Here is a 20,497-nt window from a genome sequence, read left to right on the forward strand (position 1 = left end):
AATATCTCTTTTATCGCCGCGTCCGGCCGTCATATTGCTTTACCGTGTCCCCGCCGAAAATCAGCCGCTGCGGATTGCGGTCGAAATCGCTGATCGCGCTGTTGAGATTCTGAACTGTTGAGCGCGTATCGTCGATGAGCGAATGCAGATCGCGCAATCCGCCGTTCGAAAACCTCTGCAGATTGTCCGCTATCGGACCGATGCGTGAATTCAGGTTGTCAGCAACCTTCTTGAATGAGGTAAGCGTATCTCGCGCCTGCGCAAAGAGTGACTGCGTGTTGTCAGTTCCAAGCAGTGCATCGAGCTTGATCAGAATGCCGTCCACACGCGTCGAGGCTGAGTTCAACTTGTTTGCCATCTGCGACACGTTCTGGATGGTCTGATCGATATCCTTCTGGCGAGCCGACACGGTATTCGCCACATCCTTGATCGATGCCACGGCAGTGCGCGCGTCCTTGGTTGCCTGCGAGATGTCGTCGACGGATCCCTTGAGCTTCGCCGGATCGATCTGCGCTACCAATGTATCCACCCGATCAAGCGTTGCCTGCGCCTTCTTGCCGAGGTTGTTGTAGGTCGTCGCCGTTTCCTGGAACGTCGCGATCGCTCCCTTGAGGTTGCCCGACGCATCCGCGACGTCGCGGCTGACTTTCTCCGCATTGCTGAGGATCGTATCGATCTTCTTCGCATCCACGGCTTTCACCAGCGCTTCAACCGCCTCCAGCGTCGAGTCGACGCGACCTGAGACTTTCCGGACAGTCTCGGACAGCTGTCCGACGCTCTGCAGGAACGAATCGATGTTGCCGGAGTTCTTCGCCAGCGCGTCAGAGAACGTCTCGGCATTCTGCAATGTCTTCGTCAGCGGTCCGCGCGCATCCTTCACAAACCCTTGGATTTGGCCAACTGCATCGTTCGCCCGGTCCAGGATCTTGTCCGCTGTCGCCAGAAGGTTCGTCACGCTCGATTGGTCAGCGACGATGACCGCGCGTTTGCCCGTATCGATCGATTGCTGAAGGATGTTCTTCTCGCCGATCTTACCACCGGAGAGCTCGATATAAGCCGCACCGGTCAGACCTTGGATTTCGAGAATGGCCTTCGTTGAAGGATAGATCGGCGCATCTACCCGGACTTCCGTAAACGCCAGCGAGAAGCTCGGATCGTCCGCATCAATCGACAGAGACTTGACCGATCCCACCTGGATACCGTTGAACCGCACCGGCGAACCGACGCTCAAGCCGTTGGCGGAGCCGGGGATGCGTACAATCAGTTCGGCCATCGGCCCGCCCCGCCCGTACTCGGCCATCCAATAGACGAAGCCGAACGCCGCCGCGATGACAAGCACCGTGAAGAAGCCGACAATCGTATAGTTCGCTTTTGTTTCCATCGTATCCGCTCACTTCCCGCGGCTATCTTGCGCCAGGCTGTCTTCGCCGGCGTGGCCACTCTGTGGCACGATCGAACGCGCCCGCTTGCCCTTGAAATAAGCCTGAACCCATGGATCGTCGTAGGCCAGCATGTCGTCGATCGTTCCCTCGACCATCACCCGCTTCTTGCCAAGCACGGCAATGCGGTCGCAGACGGAGAACAGACTGTCGAGGTCGTGGGTGACCATGTAGACGGTCAGGCCAAGGGTATCCCTGAGCCTCGCAATCAGCTCGTCGAACTCCGCGGCACCGATCGGATCGAGGCCCGAGGTCGGCTCATCGAGGAAAACCAGTTCCGGGTCGAGCGCAAGAGCGCGCGCCAATGCTGCGCGCTTGATCATGCCACCGGAAAGCTCGGACGGGTATTTGTCCGCCGCATCTGCCGCCAGCCCAACGAGCCGGATCTTGAGGTGCGCCAACTCGTCCATCAGCGACTGCGGCAGGTCCAGATACTCGCGCATCGGAACCTGAATGTTCTCCTTGACTGTCAGGGAAGAAAACAGCGCCCCTTGCTGAAACAGCACACCGAGACGCATGTCGAGCGCATTGCGCTGCGGTTCGTCCAGATCGTCGAAGTCCTGACCCAATATCGTGATGTTGCCTGAGCGGCGCGGCAGCAGGCGCAGCACTGTCCGCATCAGAACAGACTTGCCCGTCCCCGACGCTCCGACAAAGCCAAGGATTTCACCGCGATAGATATCGAGATTGAGATTGTCGAGAACGACTTTCGACCCGAAACCCACGGTTACGCCGCGCGCTGAGAGCACGACATCCCGTCCTTCATTGTTTCCGGTCTCTACCTGCAGTCCGTCCACGTACAATCCTTAGAAATTGATCGCCGCATAGAACATGGCAAAAAGCCCGTCCATGAGGATAACGACGAAGATCGCCTTCACCACCGAAGCCGTGACATGCTGGCCAAGCGACTCAGCGCTACCGCCTACTTTTAAGCCCTCTACAGCCGCGACGATACCGATAACCAACGCCATGAAAGGTGCCTTGATCATCCCCGAGAGCACCGTCGACAACGTAATGGCCTCGTGCAGGCGCGCGACAAAGTTGGCGAAGGTGATACCGGAGTAGCCCCATGCCACCACCGCCGCGCCGAAGAGCGACGCAAAGTTCGCGATAACGGTCAGAAGAGGTAGCGCCACAGTGAGCGCAACCAGCCGCGGAAAAATGAGGACGCCGATGGGATTCAGCCCCATCACCTTCAACGCATCCACTTCCTCGCGCATCTTCATCGAGCCGATTTCGGCCGTGATCGCACTACCGGAACGGCCGGCGATCATGATGGCCGTCAGAAGCACACCGATTTCACGAAGCTGAAGAATGCCGACGAGATCGACGACGAAAACTTCGGCGCCGAAGTAGCGCAGCTGGAACGCGCCCTGCTGCGCAATGATCGCGCCGATCAGGAACGACATCAGCAGGATGATCGGAACCGCGCGCACGCCCATATGGTCGATCTGGTTGACGATCGACGCGGGCGAGACGCCGCTGCCCCGCCCGAATTTCATCTGCGCGCCGCGAACCGCGGACCCCAGGATGTACATCGCAGCAGCAAGGTTGTTCCAGATATCCAGGGAAATCTTGCCAATCGGGGCGAAGATCTTCTCCTGCCAGCTCGCTTTTTGCTGCGGCTCCTGCTCGGGTTGCGGTGGCTCCTGCGAGAACTCCGCAATCATTTCGTCGATATGCGGGTTGCTGCCTTCGAAGCGCACGCTTCCGCCCGCCCCCTCCACCTGCTTCTTCAGCCGGCAGAGCAGCCAGACGCCTGCCGTATCGATATCCGTCACGCCGGAAAGGTCGAGGGTCAGGTCGCTCTTGCCGCGGGTGAGCTTTTCGAAGTCGCGCAGAACCAGATGCAGGTTTGCACTTCGCCAATTTCCATCGAGATGAACGTACTGGCCCGAACCATGGCCACGATCGTCCACATGCAGAGAGGCAGCGCTACGGGTTTCCGACTTCAAAACGCTTGTGTCTTTCAAGGCTTACGGCGACATTGCCGACTCGCGAACTAACGGTTCGCCGCTTCGGATCACTATACCCAAGCCGCACCAAATTTCCATGCGCGCAGGATTGCAAATATGCCACGGTCACTTGAAATTCAGACGGACTCCTTCCCCATCGCAGGCACGTTCACGATCTCTCGCGGCGCCAAAACATCGGCTGAGGTGACCCTCTGCACGATAGGCGACGGCGGAATGATTGGCCGAGGCGAGTGCGTCCCCTATCGCCGCTATGGAGAGACGCTGGAAAGCGTCGCCGCTCAGATCGAGGCCGTCAGACCACTTGTAGAGGCTGGCCTGACGCGCGAGGAGCTACAGCACGCAATGCCCCCGGGAGCCGCACGCAACGCGGTCGATTGCGCCCTTTGGGACCTGGAGGCCAAGCGCTCTGCTAGTTCGGTCGTCGCTCGATTGGGTCTCCTACGGCCCCAGCCGCTAACGACCGCCTTTACGATCTCGCTCGGCGAGCCCGAAGTCATGGCGGCCCAGGCACGTGCGAACGCTGATCGCGCGCTGCTGAAGGTCAAGGTAGGTACCGGTGACGACGAAAGTCGCATCCGTGCCGTTCGTCTTGCTGCACCCGATGCAGCCATCATCCTCGATGCCAACGAAGGCTGGCCGGAAAACGCGCTCGAGCATCATCTTCGCGTTGCCGCCGAGGTCGGCGTTGCCTTGGTCGAACAGCCCCTACCGGCAGGCAAGGACGAGCTGCTGGCCGAGATCCAGCGACCGGTCCTCGTCTGCGCCGACGAAAGTGTTCACCACACAGGCGACCTCGCGAGCCTTCGCGACCGCTATGACGCGATTAACATCAAGCTCGACAAGACCGGCGGCCTTACCGAGGCGCTGGCCATGAAGAAGGAGGCACAACGCCTTGATTTCAGGATCATGGTCGGATGCATGGTCGGCACCTCGCTGGCGATGGCGCCTGCCGTGCTGCTGGCACAGGGCGTCGATTTCGTCGATCTCGACGGTCCGCTGCTCCTCGCACGCGACCGCGAACCTGGTCTGCGTTACGCCGCCTCTCTGGTTTGGCCACCGGATGCGGCGCTTTGGGGCTGAAGATAGTAGGCAACAATGACGAGCCCCAACCCGACGAGCGCGACCACCGCCATGACGTAGTAGCTTGCGAGCCCGAGCGCGGCGTAAATGTAGCCAGAGGCGATGGTCATCAGCCCCATGAACATGCCGTTATAGAAGAAATAGGCTCCCTGCGCCGATGATTCCTGTGTCTCCTGCACCGAGGCAACGATCCGTCTCTGCACGCCCGTGTGCACAAAGGCGTAGGTGCAGGAATGCATGCATTGAAGCAGGAAGAAGCCCCAGAAGCTCCAATGCATGGGAAAGAGGATCCAACGACAGACGCTGACCGCCGCACCGAACCGAATGAGGGTCCAGGCGCTGAAGCGACGGCTGAGCCGCCGGGACAGAAAGAAGACAGTTACCTCTGCGGCAACGCCGGCACTCCACAGCAACGCAATCTGTGTGCCGGAAAAGCCGAGATCACGCCAATACAGCGTCGCGAAGGCCTGTAGGACCGCGTGGCTCGACTGCTGGATTGCGACGCCGATCAGCAATGCCAGCAGATGCGGTTGCCGCAGCGAGCTTCCCGTGGCGGCTGAGATATCGACGGGCGTGCCGCGCCGGCGCGTCGGACCGATCCGAGGGCAATAGACCGCCATCACCACGGTCATGACGAAGCCGAAAATCATGACGGGCAGCACCATCTCGCCGCCCCAATACCTTATCAACTCCCCACCGATCAGGGTGGAAACAATGAAGGCGACCGAGCCCCAGACCCTCATCGAACCGTAGTCCAGACCCCAGCGCCGAACCCCCGAGATCACGATCGATTCAACGACCGGGACATAGCAGGCAAAAGTTGCTCCCTGGATCGTGTAGACGATCAACACCGGCCAGAATGTGCTCGTCCAATAGAGCGCAACTGCCGTGAGTAGCGACAGGATCCCGGAAAACAGCAGCACATCCGCCCGCTCCTTCATCCGGTCGGCATACATCGCGACGATGGGAGCGACGAGCACGCGTACGACCATGGGCACAGCCAGGATGACGCCGATCTCGTGGTCGTTGAAATCGTGCAGCGCAAGCCACATCGGGAAGAACGGCAGCGCCACGCCGTTGACGAGCAACGGCGCACAGTAGGACAAGGCGCTGAGAAGCCGGAAGCGCGGTGGCGCACCCTCACCCATCGGAGGATTTTGAGCGGGAATCATGGTTTGACCTGAAGGAAACTGATCGTTGCCTAACACGTCAACCAAAGAGCGACTATGGCAAGAAATTGCCATTTGAAAACGTTTTAAAAAATAAATTGGGCCTGTCGCAAAGACACAACGGGCTAAATTGATGTTTGGAATTTTCAGATTGAGAAAAAGCGGCTAGGCGGCCTGCGGCGCGACGTCCTTTTCGCGATGACCGATCGCCATCGGGATCGGTTGCGTGCCGCTCATGGAACGCCATTCGATCAGTTCAAATGTACCATCCTGATGTTCAACGATCGCCGTGCAGCTTTCGACCCAGTCACCAGTATTGATGTAGCGGATGCCATCCATGTCTTCCATGACGGCATGATGAATGTGGCCACAGATCACGCCGTCGGCGCCATGCTTGCGGGCTTCGTCGGCGACAACGCGCTGGAACTCGCCTATGAAATTGACGGCATGCTTGACCTGCAGCTTCGCCCACGCGGAAAACGACCAGTATGGCATTCCCATCCGGCGGCGGATGGCTGCGAGGCCGATGTTGATCATGATCGCCATGTCGTAGGCCCAGTCGCCGAGATAGGCGAGCAGACGCGCATTGCGGACGACGACGTCGAATTCGTCGCCATGCAGGACCAGGTATTTCTTGCCGTCGGCCGCCTCGTGCATCATCCGCTCGGCGACCTCGATGCCGCCGAAATGCGTACCCGGAAAATCGCGGAGAAATTCGTCGTGATTGCCTGGGATGTAGATGACACGGGTTCCCTTGCGGGCCTTGCGCAACAGCTTTTGAACCACGTCGTTGCAGTCCTGCGGCCAGTACCAGCTGCGCTTCAACCGCCAGCCATCGATAATATCACCGACCAGGAAAATGGTGTCCGCGTCGTGGTGCTTCAGAAAATCGAGCAGGAAATCCACCTTCGCGGCCTTCGAGCCGAGATGCACATCGGAAATGAAAAGCGTACGGAAGTGCCGCGTATCCATGTTATCCCTCACAAGCATCCTGCTCGTGTCCCATCGTTCACCTGTCCTTCCAAAACCAGAGTCGTGTTTCAGGAAGATGACATGCCGTTGCCACGCCTGATTTTTCTGGTCCTTCCAGACCTGCGCCGCGGTCAGGGCTGATTTGCGCTGTTTTCGCATTGCGAATGGAAATTCCGACTGTTCCGCCATCCCGTTTGATGTATTGAAGGCAGTTAAAAGACAGCATGTGCGGCAGCCCGGAGGCGATGATGGATCATCAGGAAAAATCCAAGACGGAAAAGAATTTGGCAGGTGGAAGCCTCGACGAGCAGGCGCTCTACTTCCATCGCTATCCGCGTCCGGGCAAGCTCGAGATCCAGGCGATCAAGCCACTCGGAAACCAGCGCGACCTGGCTCTTGCCTACTCCCCCGGCGTTGCTGCGCCCTGTCTCGCGATCCGCGACAATCCTGAAACAGCGGCGGACTATACGTCGCGCGCCAACCTCGTCGCGGTCATTTCCAACGGCACGGCCGTTCTCGGTCTCGGCAATATAGGCCCGCTGGCGTCAAAGCCGGTGATGGAAGGCAAGGCGGTTCTCTTCAAGAAGTTCGCCAACATCGACGTCTTCGACATCGAAGTCGATGCATCGAGCGTCGACCAGATGGTCTCGACCGTCGCCTCGCTCGAACCGACCTTCGGCGGCATCAATCTCGAGGACATCAAGGCGCCGGAATGTTTCGAGATCGAACGCCGGCTCCGCGAAACCATGAAAATCCCGGTCTTCCATGACGATCAGCATGGCACCGCCATCATCGTCGCTGCCGCGATCCTCAATGGCTTGGAACTCGCCAACAAGAAGATTGACGAGGTCAAGATCGTTGCCTCCGGCGCGGGTGCTGCCGCCCTCGCCTGCCTCAATCTGCTCGTGACGCTCGGCGCCAAGCGCGAAAATATCTGGGTCCATGACATCGAAGGTCTGGTCTACGAAGGCCGCACCGAACTCATGGACGAATGGAAGAGCGTCTACGCGCAGAAGAGCGACACGCGCACGCTTGCCGATAACATCGGCGGTGCCGACGTCTTCCTCGGTCTCTCCGCCGCCGGTGTGCTCAAGCCTGAATTGCTGGCGCAGATGGCCGATAAACCGCTGATCATGGCGCTCGCCAATCCGACGCCGGAGATCATGCCCGATCTCGCCCGCGCTGCGCGGCCCGATGCGATGATCTGCACGGGTCGTTCCGACTTCCCGAACCAGGTGAACAACGTTCTCTGCTTCCCCTATATTTTCCGCGGCGCGCTCGATTGCGGTGCGGTCACGATCAACGAAGAAATGAAAATGGCGGCCGTGCGCGCCATCGCCGCACTTGCCCGCGAAGAACCTTCCGACGTCGCCGCGCGCGCCTACTCGGGCGAGACGCCGGTCTTCGGCCCGAACTACCTGATCCCATCGCCTTTCGACCCGCGTCTGATCCTGCGTATCGCTCCGGCGGTCGCGAAGGCGGCTGCCGAGAGCGGTGTCGCCCTGCGCCCGATCGGTGACTTCGACGCCTATCTCGACCAGCTCAACCGCTTCGTCTTCCGCTCCGGTTTCATCATGAAGCCAATCTTCGCGGCAGCGAAGAATGCCGAAAGCAAGCGTGTCATCTTCTCCGAAGGCGAGGACGAGCGGGTATTGCGCGCCGCCCAGGTCCTGCTGGAAGAAGGCATTGCCAAACCGATCCTGATCGGCCGCCCGCAAGTCATCGAGACCCGCCTGAAGCGCTACGGCCTTCGCATTCGTCCGCTGGCCGATTTCGACGTCATCAACCCGGAGGACGATCCACGCTTCCGCGAATATGTCGATCTCTACTTCTCGCTCGTTGGGCGTCGCGGCGTCATCCCCGAGGCAGCGCGTACCATCGTTCGTACGAACACGACTGTCATCGGCGCCTTGGCGCTGAAGCGCGGCGAAGCGGACGCACTTATCTGTGGCCTCGAAGGCCGCTACGAGAAGCATCTGCGCGATGTCCGCCAGATCATCGGCAAGCGACACGACGTCTGCGACTTCTCGGCGCTCAGCCTGCTAATCTCGCAGCGCGGGGCCACCTTCTTCACTGACACCTACGTCACCTTCAATCCGACCGCGGAAGAGATTGCCGAGTCGACGGTTCTTGCTGCCGAGGAAATCAAGCGCTTCGGCATCACGCCGCGGGCTGCCCTCGTATCCCATTCGAACTTCGGTTCACGTGAGTCCGAGAGTGCGACGAAGATGCGCGCCGCCCTCAAGCTCGTGCGTGAAGCGGCGCCTGAACTGGAAGTGGACGGCGAGATGCATGGCGAGAGCGCGATCTCCGACGCCTTGCGCAAGCGCGTCATGCCCGACACCACCCTTCATGACGAGGCGAACCTGCTGGTCTTCCCGAACCTCGATGCGGCAAACATTACCCTCGGCGTCGTGAAGTCGATGATCGACGGACTGCATGTCGGGCCGATCCTACTTGGTGCTGCACTCCCGGCGCACATCCTGGCCCCTTCGGTGACATCCCGCGGTGTAGTCAACATGGCAGCCCTCGCCGTCGTCGAGGCTTCACAGCCAGCGTGATTTGCGACCGATCGAGAAAATGCGCTAAGACTCCAACGTAACTCGTTAAAGCAAACGAGCTAATGATGAAGGCGCGGCTTGACGCTGCGCCTCATGACCTGCTCACCGATGGGACGATGCCTTGAACCGCTGGATTCTGTCACTCGCAACCGCATTTGCTTTGGCCGGTCCGGCCCACGCCCAGGTCCCGGCGATCTGTGGCGATCTGCGCGCCCGTCTTGCCGACTTGCCGCAAATCATCGGCAGCACGCCCGAGGTACGCAAGTACGCCAGCGCCATCGCCGAACAGAACCTTGAGCTTCGCAAGGTCCGCAGCGATTTGCGCCAGAATGGCTGCACGAGCGGCAGCATGGTCGTAATCGGCGATGACGACGGATACTGCGGCGAGCTCGAGCGCGCAGAGTCCAAGATGGTCGACAACATACGCTACCTCCAGCAGCGTCGTGACGAACTGCGCGGCCAGAGCGAGGATGTTCGCGCAAGGAACGAACTTCTTGCCGCGCTCGATGACAACGGGTGCCACGAGGAACAGTGGCCGGCGGACAGCGCAGACGGCTACGACCCGCCGCCAAGCATCGAGGATCAGGCGCGCCGAAACGATACCTTCATTCCGTTGGGTGGCGATCCCAATCAGCGCCGCTACGGCATTCCGGGCATGTCGACACTCTCGCACCTCAACACGGTCTGCGTGCGAACCTGCGACGGCGGCTTCTTTCCGCTGAGCTCGAACGCAACCTCGCAGGACTTTGCGCGCGATGCCGACACCTGCTCGAAGATGTGCCCCGGCATCGACACCGAGCTCTTCTATCACGACGTCTCCAGCACAGAGACATCTCAGATGATCTCGGCTGCAACCGGCGCTCCCTACAGCTCCATGCCGAATGCCTTCGCGTACAAGAACCGTAAGCCTGGCGAAAAATCGTCCTGCAGTTGCGATCTTAGCGCCTACTACGAACGAACGCGGAAGGGCCAATCGATCAGCGAGCCGCCGCAACAGGGCTCGATCACCACGATCGAAACCAAGAAACCCGAAACCAAGATCCAGACTGCTACACCGGCCACTCCGCAGCCTCAGGTGCCGGACAGGCCCTACGACCCGGCAAGCAAGGTCCGCCAGATTGGCCCGCAGTTCCTCGCAGGCGACCAGGGCACCATCGACCTCAAGAACCCGGCAAAGCCGGGCCCGCAGCCACAGCAGCAATAACTGCCTAGTCCGCAGGACTGCCCCAACGATCCGTGAATACAAGCTCATCCAGCGGCAGTCGCTGGCGCCAGCCCTTGACCGCCAGTTCCGGCTGTTCATAGAGCTGATCGACGTAGCCGAGACACAGCCACGCCACGATCTCCACCCGCTCGGGCACGCGGAGGATCCTCTTTATGTCTGACTCGTGAAAGATGCTCACCCAGCCGACTCCCACGCCCTCGGCCCGAGCGGCAAGCCAAAGGTTCTGCACGGCACAGACCGTCGAGTAGGAATCCATCCGCCGGTTGTGCGTTCGCCCGAGAACGACATCTCCGCAGCGATCCGGATCGCAGGTAACGCAAATGCTCAGCGGCGCGGCTCGAATGCCCTCCAGCTTGAGCGACCGGTAAAGCATCTGTCGCTCCCCCTGAAACATCTCGCCGGCCTCTCGGTTCGCGCGATCGAACGCCTGCCACACCTCCTCCTTCACCTGCTGGTCGCTAACCAGAATGAAGTTCCAGGGCTGCATGAATCCGACAGACGGCGCATGGTGCGCCGCGGTCAGCAGCCTGTTGACAACGTCTTGCGGTATAGGATCCGGGAGGAACTCCGATCGCACATCACGGCGCGTGGAGATTGCCCTGTATACGGCGTCGCGCTCCTCGGTCGAAAAGGCAGCAGCTCCCGACAGAGAGCCTGAATGGTCTGGTCGCATCGTCAATCCCCAACAACACAACCGCCCGCCGTCCGCGCGGGGCAGTCTATGATGTCGGGCCGGTCTTCTGACTTGGCGTCATCCGACTGCCGCGCCTTCCCGGCGGTTTAGCCAGTGGCTTGTTGCGGCAGGCGTCAGCCTTACAGCGTTGGGCACGTTCCGGTCTTGCACCGAATTCCCGATTCTCCCGCCTAGGCGGGCACCCGACGGGCGATCTATGCCGATAAAAGTCGCTGGACGCAATCCTTCACGAGGAGACCGGATAGTAACGCACATAAGCGAATTCGTCCCCGGATGGAGACCAGTTGGGCACGTTGATCGTTCCCTGCCCGCCGAAGAGGTCGAAGAGCGTCGTCAGGTTACCCCCGTCCATGTCCATCAGCCGCAGGCGTACATTGAGATCGCGCGGGTGGTCGAAAACGTCAGGGTCGTAAGAAAGGATCAGCACCTTGTCATTGTTGGGCGACGGATGGGCGAACCAGTTCCCATAGTTGTCGCTCGTGATTTGCTCGAGACCGGTCCCATCGGGATGAATGCGCCATATCTGCATGAGCCCCGTACGGCTGGAATTAAAGTAGATCCACTTGCCATCCGCCGAATAGTCCGGCCCGTCGTTACGCCCTTCCCCGTGCGTGAGCCGCTTCTCCTCACCGCCGTCGACGGAAATCGTGTAGATATCGAAGAGATCGTTACGGATCCCGCAATAGGCAAGCTCCTTCCCATCTGGCGACCAGCCATGCCAGTACGACGGTTGGTTCTCAGTCACGAGGCGCGGCGCGCCGCCTTGGGCGGGCAGCACATAGATTGTCGACTTGCCGAACTCAGTCTTGTCCGAAATGACGATCTGGCTTCCGTCGGGGGAAATGCCGTGATCGTTGTTGCAGGCGGTCGCAAAACCTGTATCCACCTTCACGACTTCACCTGAACCATCAAGCGCCAGCCGATAGAGAAGCCCGTCGCCGTTCAACAGCAGATAGCTTCCGTCAGGCGAAAAATTCGGGGCTTCGACCAGTTGCGTGGTTTTCCAGACAACCCGCGCCTGGCCTGTCCTGATGTTGTAGATCTCGACGGAACTGCGCAATCCAAATCCTCCATGAATCTAACTTGCCCTGAACTACGACGACTGGTTGCTGAGCACAAGCAACCGGCCGGCTCACATCGAGCTGCAATAGCGGGCGGTCTCCGGTTATCCACCAATCACAAATGCGGGAAACTTCATGGTTCATCTAGCGTTCATGACAAAGGTGTGACAGTTCGGTGAAGCTTTTATGACGTTGGAGTTTTCCGGTTGATCGCGTTGGTAATGAAGTCTGCAGCGGCAGCACGTGTTGCGTCGCGTTCCACCGGTTTTGGGGGAAGCGTACGGTCGCCCGCTATACGCTCGGCGCTCGGGGTCGGCATTTCCGCCCTCCTTGCTCTCTTCGCCACCGCAACAGTTGAAATGGTCGCCCGCGACGGGCTTGCCGATGTACGCGAGTTCCTGACATCACCTGCTCGTCCAGGCATGACGACGGTGGTGATGCTCACGGTACTCATGCTTTCGTTGGATGCGGCACTGGGTAGACGCTTCATTTCAGCGCTGATCGTTCTGCCGGTCGTGCTCGTTCCCGCGATCGTCTCCAACCAGAAGCAGCACTACCTCTCTGACCCACTCTATCCGTCCGATGTCCTTTTCGGCCGCCAGATCATGGAATTGCTGCCCGTTATGGTACGCGACCGCCCATGGACGGCGGTTGCGATGGTCGCCGGCATCGCTCTCTCCGTTGCGGGGATTGTCATCCTGTGGCGGTTCGCCTGGCGTCGCTTCCCACAGCTTTCGAAGGCATCTCGCCTCAGGCGCCTGTGCCTTGGCCTGCCCATGATTGCCGCCTTCGGGTCGCTGATGGATTATTCCCAATATTCCTACATACGCGACCGACTTCAGGTGGTGCCCATGATGTGGGACCAGCACGAGAACTACCGCAGCAACGGCTTCATTCTCGCCTTCATCTTCAACATTCCGATGGCCGACGTGGCGGCACCCGCCGGCTTCGGCACACAGGCGCTTGATGCTATCCCGGGTCGCAACTATGGCTATCTCAGCGGTCCGCGCGAAAAGCCGGACGTGATCATGCTGATGAGTGAATCGTTCTGGGATCCGACCCGGTTGAAGACGCTCAGCCTGTCGGCCGACCCCATGCCCACTATCCGCGCCGAGCAGTCGGGCCATGTATTCTCGCCCGAGTTCGGCGGCATGACCGCCAACGTCGAATACGAGGCGCTGACAGGTTTCTCGAATGCGTTCCTGCCGTACGGCAGCATTCCCTATCAACAGTACATTCGCGGCAACCTCCCCTCGCTTGCCACGTTCTTCCGCGGTGAAGGCTATGCTGCCCGGTCATTGCATCCGTTCAGCGGCTGGTTCTGGAACCGCAACGAAGTCTACAAGGACTTCGGCTTTGAGCAGTTCCGCTCGGAGGAAACCATGCCTCCGATGGAAAAGAGAGGCATCTTCGCTTCCGACGACTCGCTCATGAAAGAAATCATGAACGAAGCTGACGGCATGGATCGCCCATTCTTCTTCTTCGCTGTCACCCTCCAGGGACATGGACCGTACGAGCCGAACCGCTACGCACACAACACCATCGACATACAAGGCAACCTGAACGACGCCGACCGGGCGACGCTTGCCACCTACACGCAGGGCGTCAAGGAAGCCGACGACAGCCTGAAGATGCTGATGGATTGGGCAGAAAAACGCGAGCGTGAAACGATCATCGTGCTCTGGGGCGACCACTTGCCGCCGCTTGGCAATGTCTACATGGCGACCGGCTACATGCCGGATCAGGTTGCCACCCGCAAGGCATCTGTCAGCGTCATGAAGCAGGAGCATGAGACTCCGCTCGTCATCTGGTCTAACAAGAAAGGCAACAAGAAGGATGTCGGTACAATCAGCCCGTCGCTGCTGCCCTACCATCTCCTGAAGTTCGCCGGCTTCGAGCACCCCTACTACACGGGCTTCCTCGGTCGCGTGCAGAAGAAGTACAGCGTCATCGATCGCTACCAACTGATTGCGCGCGACAACACGCCGTCTCCAGATTGGGTGCTGAAGCCGAAGAACCTCGATCCCCTTGTGCGGGACTATCGATACCTCCAGCATGACATCATGTTCGGTAAGGCTCAGACGCTCGAGCGCTTCTTCCCGCAACACGCCTGGCTGTATGCGCCGGGCAGCTAGAAGAGCGGCACAAGCCCGCATTGCAATTTGAAAACATTACGGAATACTGGCGCCCGAGCGATCTAGCATTCGGAGTCGGCCATGCATAACTTCTCGGACTTCATCCACCACCACTTCGACAAGCCGGTCGATGAACTCGACGACATTGAGAAGCGCGTTCTCGCAAAGGCGCATGAACGCAAGATAATTTCGACCGACATCAATGCCGCTCTTCGGGCGGAGTCCTCCACTGGCGAGCGCTTGGCGGATGCGATTGCCCGGGTGGGCGGCTCATGGTCCTTTATTATTGCGTTCCTGCTGTTCCTGGTCTTTTGGTGTGTCGTAAACACGATCATATTGCTGACACGCGCCTTCGACCCCTATCCGTTCATCTTCCTCAACCTCGTGCTCTCGATGCTTGCTGCGATCCAGGCTCCCATCATCATGATGTCGCAGAACCGGCAGGCCGAGCGAGATCGTTTCGAGGCGGCCAAAGACTATGAAGTCAACCTCAAAGCAGAACTGGAAGTCCTTTCCCTGCATCAGAAGATAGACATGCGCGTGCTTACCGAAATCGCAGCATTGCGCGAAGACATCGAGCGCCTGAACCAGCGCCTGCCGAGTTGATGGCCCGATCCGCGATGTTTTGAATTTAACTATACCAAGCGATTAACGATCCACTAACCAAGTCCCGCATTGAAACACCGTTACAAATGTAAGAGGAGCAACGGGAACCTATCCGATCCGACCGCACAAGATCATGCTCACTGGCCGACCGCACACACGCGATGAAATTCTTCATCACCCTCTGTTTCTGTCGATCGAACGCCAGATAGCATTGCATCTTATCGGCATCCATAAACGCGCTCCGCGTCTAGCCCGCCTCGCCGCTTCGCACCGAAAGTGGCTTCTGACGCAAACACTCTTCGCCATGCACGCCTCGCGCGACAAAGGCAATCCGCGCTCAGGCCTCACGGCTGGTCGCATGATGCAAGCGGCAAAGGAGTTCAATCTCGCCAGCAAGAACACGGCGGCCTCGTTCCTTGCCGAACTCATCGCCTACAGGTTTCTGCGGGATGCTCCCGATGAAACGCCTGATCGGCGCATGCGTCGCCTCGAAACGACAGAGACGAGCGAGGAGGCCATGGCTTCATGGTTCCAGGGACATATGGCCTGCCTCGATCAACTCGATGGAGGCAGTCGGGCGAGTCGAACCGCAGGCGACCCGCGACTGTTTCTTCTCGCGCAGCCGCGCGCGGCACGCGCTCTCATCCAGGAACCGATCTGGAAGGAGCCACGGAGCAGTATCGGCCACTTCCTCTGGTCCGATGTCGGCGGTCTCGTGCTGCACGACCTGATCAGTCGCCTTCCCGATGATGCACGCCAGCACGAGCGCACACTGCTGAAAGGCGTGACGATCAGCGAAATCGCGCACGAATTCGGCATCTCCCTCACCAATGTGAAACGGATGTTCAAGAAGGCTGAGACGGACGGCATGCTTGGCTGGGAAAACCCGCGCAACCGCGGCGCGCTATGGCTCTCCCGGACATTCATCGAAGATTATTTCTACTGGCAGTCCGCGAAATTTGCCGAACTGGACAGCGCTATCCATTGGGCAGCCGGGCAAATCCGCTAACGCCGGCAATTGGCGTATCGATACCACGCCCCTCGCTCCAAACAAAAAAGGCCCGGCATTGCCGGGCCTTTTTTGGTCGTCTTGATTGATCAGCCGTTCACGGCCATCCGCTTTTCGTCGCGGCCGCCCTTCATGCGCTCGGCAAGCAGGAACGCAAGCTCCAATGCCTGATCGGCATTGAGGCGCGGGTCGCAGTGGGTGTGGTAACGGTCGTGCAGGTCTTCTGCCGTCACCGCACGGGCGCCGCCGGTGCACTCCGTAACGTCCTTGCCGGTCATCTCGATGTGGATGCCGCCCGGATGCGAACCCTCGGCGCGATGGATCTGGAAGAAGCTCTCGACTTCCGACAGTATCCGTTCGAACGGACGGGTCTTGTAGTTGTTGAGTGTGATCGTGTTGCCATGCATCGGGTCGCAGGACCAGACGACCTTGCGGCCTTCGCGCTCAACGGCGCGGATGAGGCGCGGCAGGTGCTCGGCAACCTTGTCGTGGCCGAAGCGGCAGATCAGCGTCAACCGTCCCGCTTCGTTCTGCGGGTTCAGGATGTCGATCAGGTTCAACAGATCGTCAGCCTGCAGCGACGGGCCGCACTTGAGACCGATCGGGTTCTTGATGCCACGGCAGTATTCAACATGCGCGTGATCAGCCTGGCGCGTGCGGTCACCGATCCAGATCATGTGGCCCGAAGTCGCGTACCAGTCGCCAGACGTCGAGTCGACGCGGGTCAGCGCTTCCTCGTAGCCGAGCAGCAGGGCTTCGTGGCTCGTGAAGAAATCCGTCTCACGCAGGCTCGGATTGTTTTCCGAGGTGATGCCAATCGCCTTCATGAAATCCATGGTTTCGCTGATACGGCCGGCAAGCTTGCGGTAACGCTCACCCTGCGGGCTATCCTTGACGAAGCCAAGCATCCACTGATGCACGTTCTCGAGGTTGGCGTAACCGCCCATCGCGAAAGCGCGCAAAAGGTTCAGCGTTGCGGCCGACTGGCGATATGCCATCGCCTGACGCTCCGGATTGGGAATACGGGCCTCTTCCGTGAACTCGATGCCATTGACGATGTCGCCACGGTAGCTCGGCAGCGAAATCCCGTCCTGGGTCTCGATCCCGGAGGAACGCGGCTTGGCGAACTGGCCCGCGATGCGGCCAACCTTGACGACCGGAAGCTGCGCACCGAATGTCAGTACGACGGCCATCTGCAGGAACGCGCGGAAGAAGTCGCGGATGTTGTCCGCGCCATGTTCGGCAAAGCTCTCCGCACAGTCACCGCCCTGCAGCAGGAAACCGTTGCCTTCGGCGACGTTGGCGAGGTGCTTTTTCAGCCGGCGTGCTTCACCGGCAAAAACGAGCGGCGGATAGGATGCGAGCTGGGCTTCCGTTGCTGCCAATGCCGCCTGGTCCGGATAGTCCGGAACCTGCTGGATCGGTTTTTGCCGCCAACTGTTCGGAGTCCAATTCTGTGCCATCTCACTCACCTGTTCCAGCATCCGGTCTGATCCGGATGTCACGTCCTAAAAATGTTCGGCGGCTTATAAACCTTTAGCGCCATCTTGCATAGCGCCGTTTCCGCCCTTTGGCTCTGCGATTCCGTCGAAGAGCACCGGGAGATATAAAGGAACTCGTCGGCTCATTTTCAAACAGTCGGATCGCGATTAACGATCAATATACCAAGACACTTTGTATCTAATTTAAGCTTGTCCGCTAGAAGACACCCTTAATTCTAATGGCGTGGCATGACGGCTCGCTTTGTTCACCGATGCTTGGTGGAACCGTGGGACCGACCTCGTGCGCAGTTTGCATCGCTTTTGTAATGACCGTTCCGGAAATTTCGGCATCCTCACAGCCATTCTCATGGTGCCGCTCATCGGCTCTGCGGGCCTGGCTGTTGATTTCGCGCACGCGCTGAGCCTGCGCACCCAACTCTATGCCGCAGCCGATGCCGCGGCCGTCGGCGCCATCTCGGCAAAATCGGATGCGGCAGCCGCGGCCATAAAGATGACCGGCGACGGACCCGTCTCGGCCGGACAGACACAAGCACGCGACATCTTCCTTGGCCAGATGCAGGGCGAACTGCCTGTAAGCGATGTTGCCGTCAACATTCAGGTGAGCCGGGCATCGAACAAGCTGAATTCGTCTGTCTCTTTCAGCGCGACCGTGCCGACGACGTTCATGCAGATCTTCGGTCGCAAGAACGTGGAAATATCGGGCACCGCCACGGCCACGGTCCAGACGGCCTCCTTCATGGATTTCTACATCCTGATCGACAACACACCGTCCATGGGCGTCGGCGCGACACCGACCGACGTCGACAAGATGGTAAGTCTCACGAAGAACAACAAGTCGAATGCATCCTGCGCCTTTGCCTGCCATGAGAGCGGCGCCAACAAGGGCAACGACTATTATACGCTTGCCAAGAAGAACAATGTGACGATGCGCATCGACGTGGTGCGTCAGGCAACGCAGGCCTTGACCGCAACGGCCAAAGCGGACACGGACAATCAGTTTCAAATGGCGGTCTACAGCTTTGGCGCGAAGGCAGAGAGCGCCGCATTGAGTGAAATCGTGTCGCTTACACCCAATCTCGATAGCGTCGGCAACAAGGTCTCCGAAAAGACACCGAATCCCCAATTGGGTGACAGCGAGTACGTCCTCGACCTCATGACCATCCCAAAGCAAGGTTACAACGACGACACCCAGACGAACTTTGACGCCGCGCTTACGGAACTCAGGAAGAAAATCGGAACGGGGGGGTCGGGAGCGACGTCTGCCGACACCCAAAAGATCATTTTCTTCGTGTCCGATGGCGTCGGCGACAGCTACAAGGCCTCGACCTGCACGAAGAAGATAACCGGACGCCGCTGCCAGGAACCGATTGACACATCCTTCTGCAAGGAAGCCAAGGATCGCGGCATCAAGATTGCCGTTCTCTACACAACGTACCTGCCGCTACCGACCAACGACTGGTACAACGACTGGATCAAGCCGTTCCAGGCTGAAATCCCGACACGGATGAAGACCTGCGCTTCGCCCGGCCTGTATTTCGAGGTAACGCCGACCCAGGGCATCACGGAGGCCATGCAGGCCCTCTTCCTCAAGGTCGTCCGCATGCCCCGCATCACCGGCTGACAGGCTGACCGGCATCAGACGCGAATACCGTCCCGAATGCGATAGCTCGGCGCATACATTGTGACGAGCTCCTCCGCCGCCGTCGGATGCACGGCCATGGTCCGGTCGAAATCGTCCTTCGTGCAGCCGGCCTTCAGCGTGATCCCAAGGATCTGCGCCATCTCTCCGGCATCATGGCCAAGGATGTGTGCGCCGACGACCTTGCGGCTTGCGGCATCGACAATCAGCTTCATGATCATCTTTTCACCGCGTCCTGACAGGGTCGCCTTCAGCGGACGAAACTGAGCGCGATAAACCTCGAGTTCAGCGTAGCGCTTGCCCGCCTCCTCCTCAGTCAGACCAACGGTACCGATTTCCGGCTGCGAAAAGACCGCCGTTGCGATCGTCTCGTGATCCGGCTTGGTCGGGTTGTTCTTGTACTCGGTCTCGATGAAGCACATCGCCTCATGTATCGCGACCGGCGTCAATTGTACCCTGTCGGTGACATCGCCGAGAGCGTAGATGTTCGGGACATTGGTACGCGAATACTCGTCAACGACCACCGCGCCGCGGTCGTCGGTCCTCACACCGGCGGCTTCCAGCCCCAGGCCCTCGGTATTGGGGATACGCCCGAGCGCCAGCATGACGACATCAGCCGTCAGCACACCGTTCTTCAGTGTTTCGACCGAAAGGCGGCCGTCTTTCTTTGAAACCTTCTGCAGCGTGTCGTGGCAGAGGATACGAATGCCCTTGGCGACCATCGCCTCGTGCAGCCCCTGGCGAAGATCCTGGTCAAAGCGCGACAGGATCTCGGCCCCGCGATAGATCAAGGTCGTCTCGACGCCGAGACCGTGAAAGATATTGGCAAACTCGACCGCGATATATCCGCCGCCGGCAATCACGATAGACTTTGGCAGATCTTCCAGATGGAAGGCCTCGTTCGAGGAAATGCAAAGCTCGTTCCCCGGCAAGGCGGCGTGCGGGTTCGGTCGCCCACCCGTCGCGATTACGATCGTCTTAGCCGTCACGGTCTTGCCGGTGTTGACCAATCGAACGGTGTGGGCATCGACCAGCTCGGCGCGCGTTTCCAGGATCTCGGCGTTGGCGCCCGCAAGCCCCTTCTTGTAGAGGCCTTCCAGACGCGCGATTTCGGCGTCCTTGGCCTCAATCAGCTTCCTCCAATCGAACGAACTCTCGCCGACCGTCCAACCGAAGCCGGCCGCGTCTTCAAAGTGCTCGTGGAACTGCGCCGCATAGACAAAGAGCTTCTTCGGAACGCAGCCGCGGATGACGCACGTTCCGCCATAGCGGTATTCCTCCGCGATCGCGACCTTCTTCCCAAGAGCGGCCGCAACGCGGGCGCTACGCACGCCGCCGGATCCACCGCCGATGACAAAGAGGTCGTAGTCGTAGGACGTCATGAGAAAACTCCCGATGGAATCGGCTGGAGAGGTTGGAAGTGATATAG

16 protein-coding genes and 1 riboswitch are annotated in these 20,497 nt (G+C 59.5%); of the genes, 7 read left to right on the top strand and 9 right to left on the bottom strand.

Going from position 1 to position 20,497, the window contains the following annotated elements:
• Nucleotides 1–10: 10 nt before the first annotated feature.
• From JNB88_RS15665 to JNB88_RS15675, 3 genes are read right to left on the bottom strand one after another with little or no spacing between them, the layout of a single operon-like run.
• Nucleotides 11–1,381 carry an MlaD family protein gene (locus JNB88_RS15665; RefSeq protein WP_220356251.1) on the bottom strand — a complete coding sequence of 457 codons (1,371 nt, stop codon included), beginning with the start codon at nt 1,379–1,381 and terminating at the stop codon, nt 11–13.
• Between the two features lie 9 nt (nt 1,382–1,390).
• Complete coding sequence (locus JNB88_RS15670) at nt 1,391–2,242, bottom strand: ABC transporter ATP-binding protein (RefSeq protein WP_220356252.1); 852 nt, start codon at nt 2,240–2,242, stop codon at nt 1,391–1,393.
• Nucleotides 2,243–2,245: 3 nt separating this feature from the next.
• On the bottom strand, nt 2,246–3,412 hold the full coding sequence (locus JNB88_RS15675; protein ID WP_220356253.1) for an ABC transporter permease: 1,167 nt from the start codon (nt 3,410–3,412) through the stop codon (nt 2,246–2,248).
• A 99-nt stretch (nt 3,413–3,511) separates the two neighbouring features.
• Between JNB88_RS15675 and dgcA the strand changes: the two genes are divergently transcribed.
• Complete coding sequence (dgcA, locus tag JNB88_RS15680; protein ID WP_220356254.1) at nt 3,512–4,495, top strand: N-acetyl-D-Glu racemase DgcA; 984 nt, start codon at nt 3,512–3,514, stop codon at nt 4,493–4,495.
• Here dgcA and JNB88_RS15685 read toward each other — a convergent pair.
• Nucleotides 4,447–5,667, bottom strand: coding sequence for an MFS transporter (locus tag JNB88_RS15685; protein WP_220356255.1), 1,221 nt, complete (start codon nt 5,665–5,667; stop codon nt 4,447–4,449). The two genes, dgcA and JNB88_RS15685, sit on opposite strands and share 49 nt — an antisense overlap.
• 162 nt (nt 5,668–5,829) lie before the next feature.
• Entirely contained in the window at nt 5,830–6,654 is an 825-nt protein-coding gene (locus JNB88_RS15690) for a UDP-2,3-diacylglucosamine diphosphatase (protein ID WP_220356256.1), read from the bottom strand.
• 230 nt (nt 6,655–6,884) lie between these two features.
• Here JNB88_RS15690 and JNB88_RS15695 point away from each other — a divergent pair, with 230 nt between their 5' ends.
• Nucleotides 6,885–9,197, top strand: a complete 2,313-nt coding sequence (locus tag JNB88_RS15695; RefSeq protein WP_037128324.1) for an NADP-dependent malic enzyme — start codon at nt 6,885–6,887, stop codon at nt 9,195–9,197.
• Nucleotides 9,198–9,318: 121 nt separating this feature from the next.
• Complete coding sequence (locus JNB88_RS15700) at nt 9,319–10,401, top strand: DUF2865 domain-containing protein (RefSeq protein ID WP_220356257.1); 1,083 nt, start codon at nt 9,319–9,321, stop codon at nt 10,399–10,401.
• 4 nt (nt 10,402–10,405) lie between these two features.
• On the opposite strand, the gene bluB is transcribed toward JNB88_RS15700, so the two are convergent.
• Entirely contained in the window at nt 10,406–11,095 is a 690-nt protein-coding gene (bluB, locus tag JNB88_RS15705; protein WP_220356258.1) for a 5,6-dimethylbenzimidazole synthase, read from the bottom strand.
• A 40-nt stretch (nt 11,096–11,135) separates the two neighbouring features.
• Nucleotides 11,136–11,317: riboswitch (cobalamin riboswitch) on the bottom strand.
• Between the two features lie 25 nt (nt 11,318–11,342).
• A complete protein-coding gene (locus JNB88_RS15710; protein ID WP_220356259.1) occupies nt 11,343–12,176 on the bottom strand; it encodes a TolB family protein in 834 nt (277 codons plus the stop codon).
• A gap of 207 nt (nt 12,177–12,383) precedes the next feature.
• On the opposite strand from JNB88_RS15710, the gene JNB88_RS15715 reads away from it, so the two are divergent.
• The 3 genes from JNB88_RS15715 (at nt 12,384) to JNB88_RS15725 (ending at nt 15,927) form a co-directional block, all read left to right on the top strand.
• Nucleotides 12,384–14,312, top strand: a complete 1,929-nt coding sequence (locus JNB88_RS15715) for an LTA synthase family protein (RefSeq protein ID WP_223217219.1) — start codon at nt 12,384–12,386, stop codon at nt 14,310–14,312.
• Between the two features lie 81 nt (nt 14,313–14,393).
• Nucleotides 14,394–14,918 (top strand): DUF1003 domain-containing protein, encoded by a 525-nt coding sequence (locus JNB88_RS15720; protein WP_220356260.1) that lies wholly within the window; start codon nt 14,394–14,396, stop codon nt 14,916–14,918.
• 133 nt (nt 14,919–15,051) lie between these two features.
• Nucleotides 15,052–15,927 carry a hypothetical protein gene (locus JNB88_RS15725; RefSeq protein ID WP_220356261.1) on the top strand — a complete coding sequence of 292 codons (876 nt, stop codon included), beginning with the start codon at nt 15,052–15,054 and terminating at the stop codon, nt 15,925–15,927.
• Between the two features lie 89 nt (nt 15,928–16,016).
• On the opposite strand, the gene JNB88_RS15730 is transcribed toward JNB88_RS15725, so the two are convergent.
• Nucleotides 16,017–17,390, bottom strand: coding sequence for a class II 3-deoxy-7-phosphoheptulonate synthase (locus JNB88_RS15730; protein ID WP_037129175.1), 1,374 nt, complete (start codon nt 17,388–17,390; stop codon nt 16,017–16,019).
• Between the two features lie 385 nt (nt 17,391–17,775).
• On the opposite strand from JNB88_RS15730, the gene JNB88_RS15735 reads away from it, so the two are divergent.
• On the top strand, nt 17,776–19,050 hold the full coding sequence (locus JNB88_RS15735) for a hypothetical protein (protein WP_420832192.1): 1,275 nt from the start codon (nt 17,776–17,778) through the stop codon (nt 19,048–19,050).
• A gap of 14 nt (nt 19,051–19,064) precedes the next feature.
• On the opposite strand, the gene gor is transcribed toward JNB88_RS15735, so the two are convergent.
• Nucleotides 19,065–20,450 (bottom strand): glutathione-disulfide reductase, encoded by a 1,386-nt coding sequence (gene gor, locus JNB88_RS15740; protein ID WP_220356262.1) that lies wholly within the window; start codon nt 20,448–20,450, stop codon nt 19,065–19,067.
• Nucleotides 20,451–20,497: the final 47 nt, after the last annotated feature.

The sequence above is a fragment of the Rhizobium cauense genome (assembly GCF_019511525.1).
Taxonomy (GTDB): Bacteria; Pseudomonadota; Alphaproteobacteria; order Rhizobiales; family Rhizobiaceae; genus Rhizobium; species Rhizobium cauense.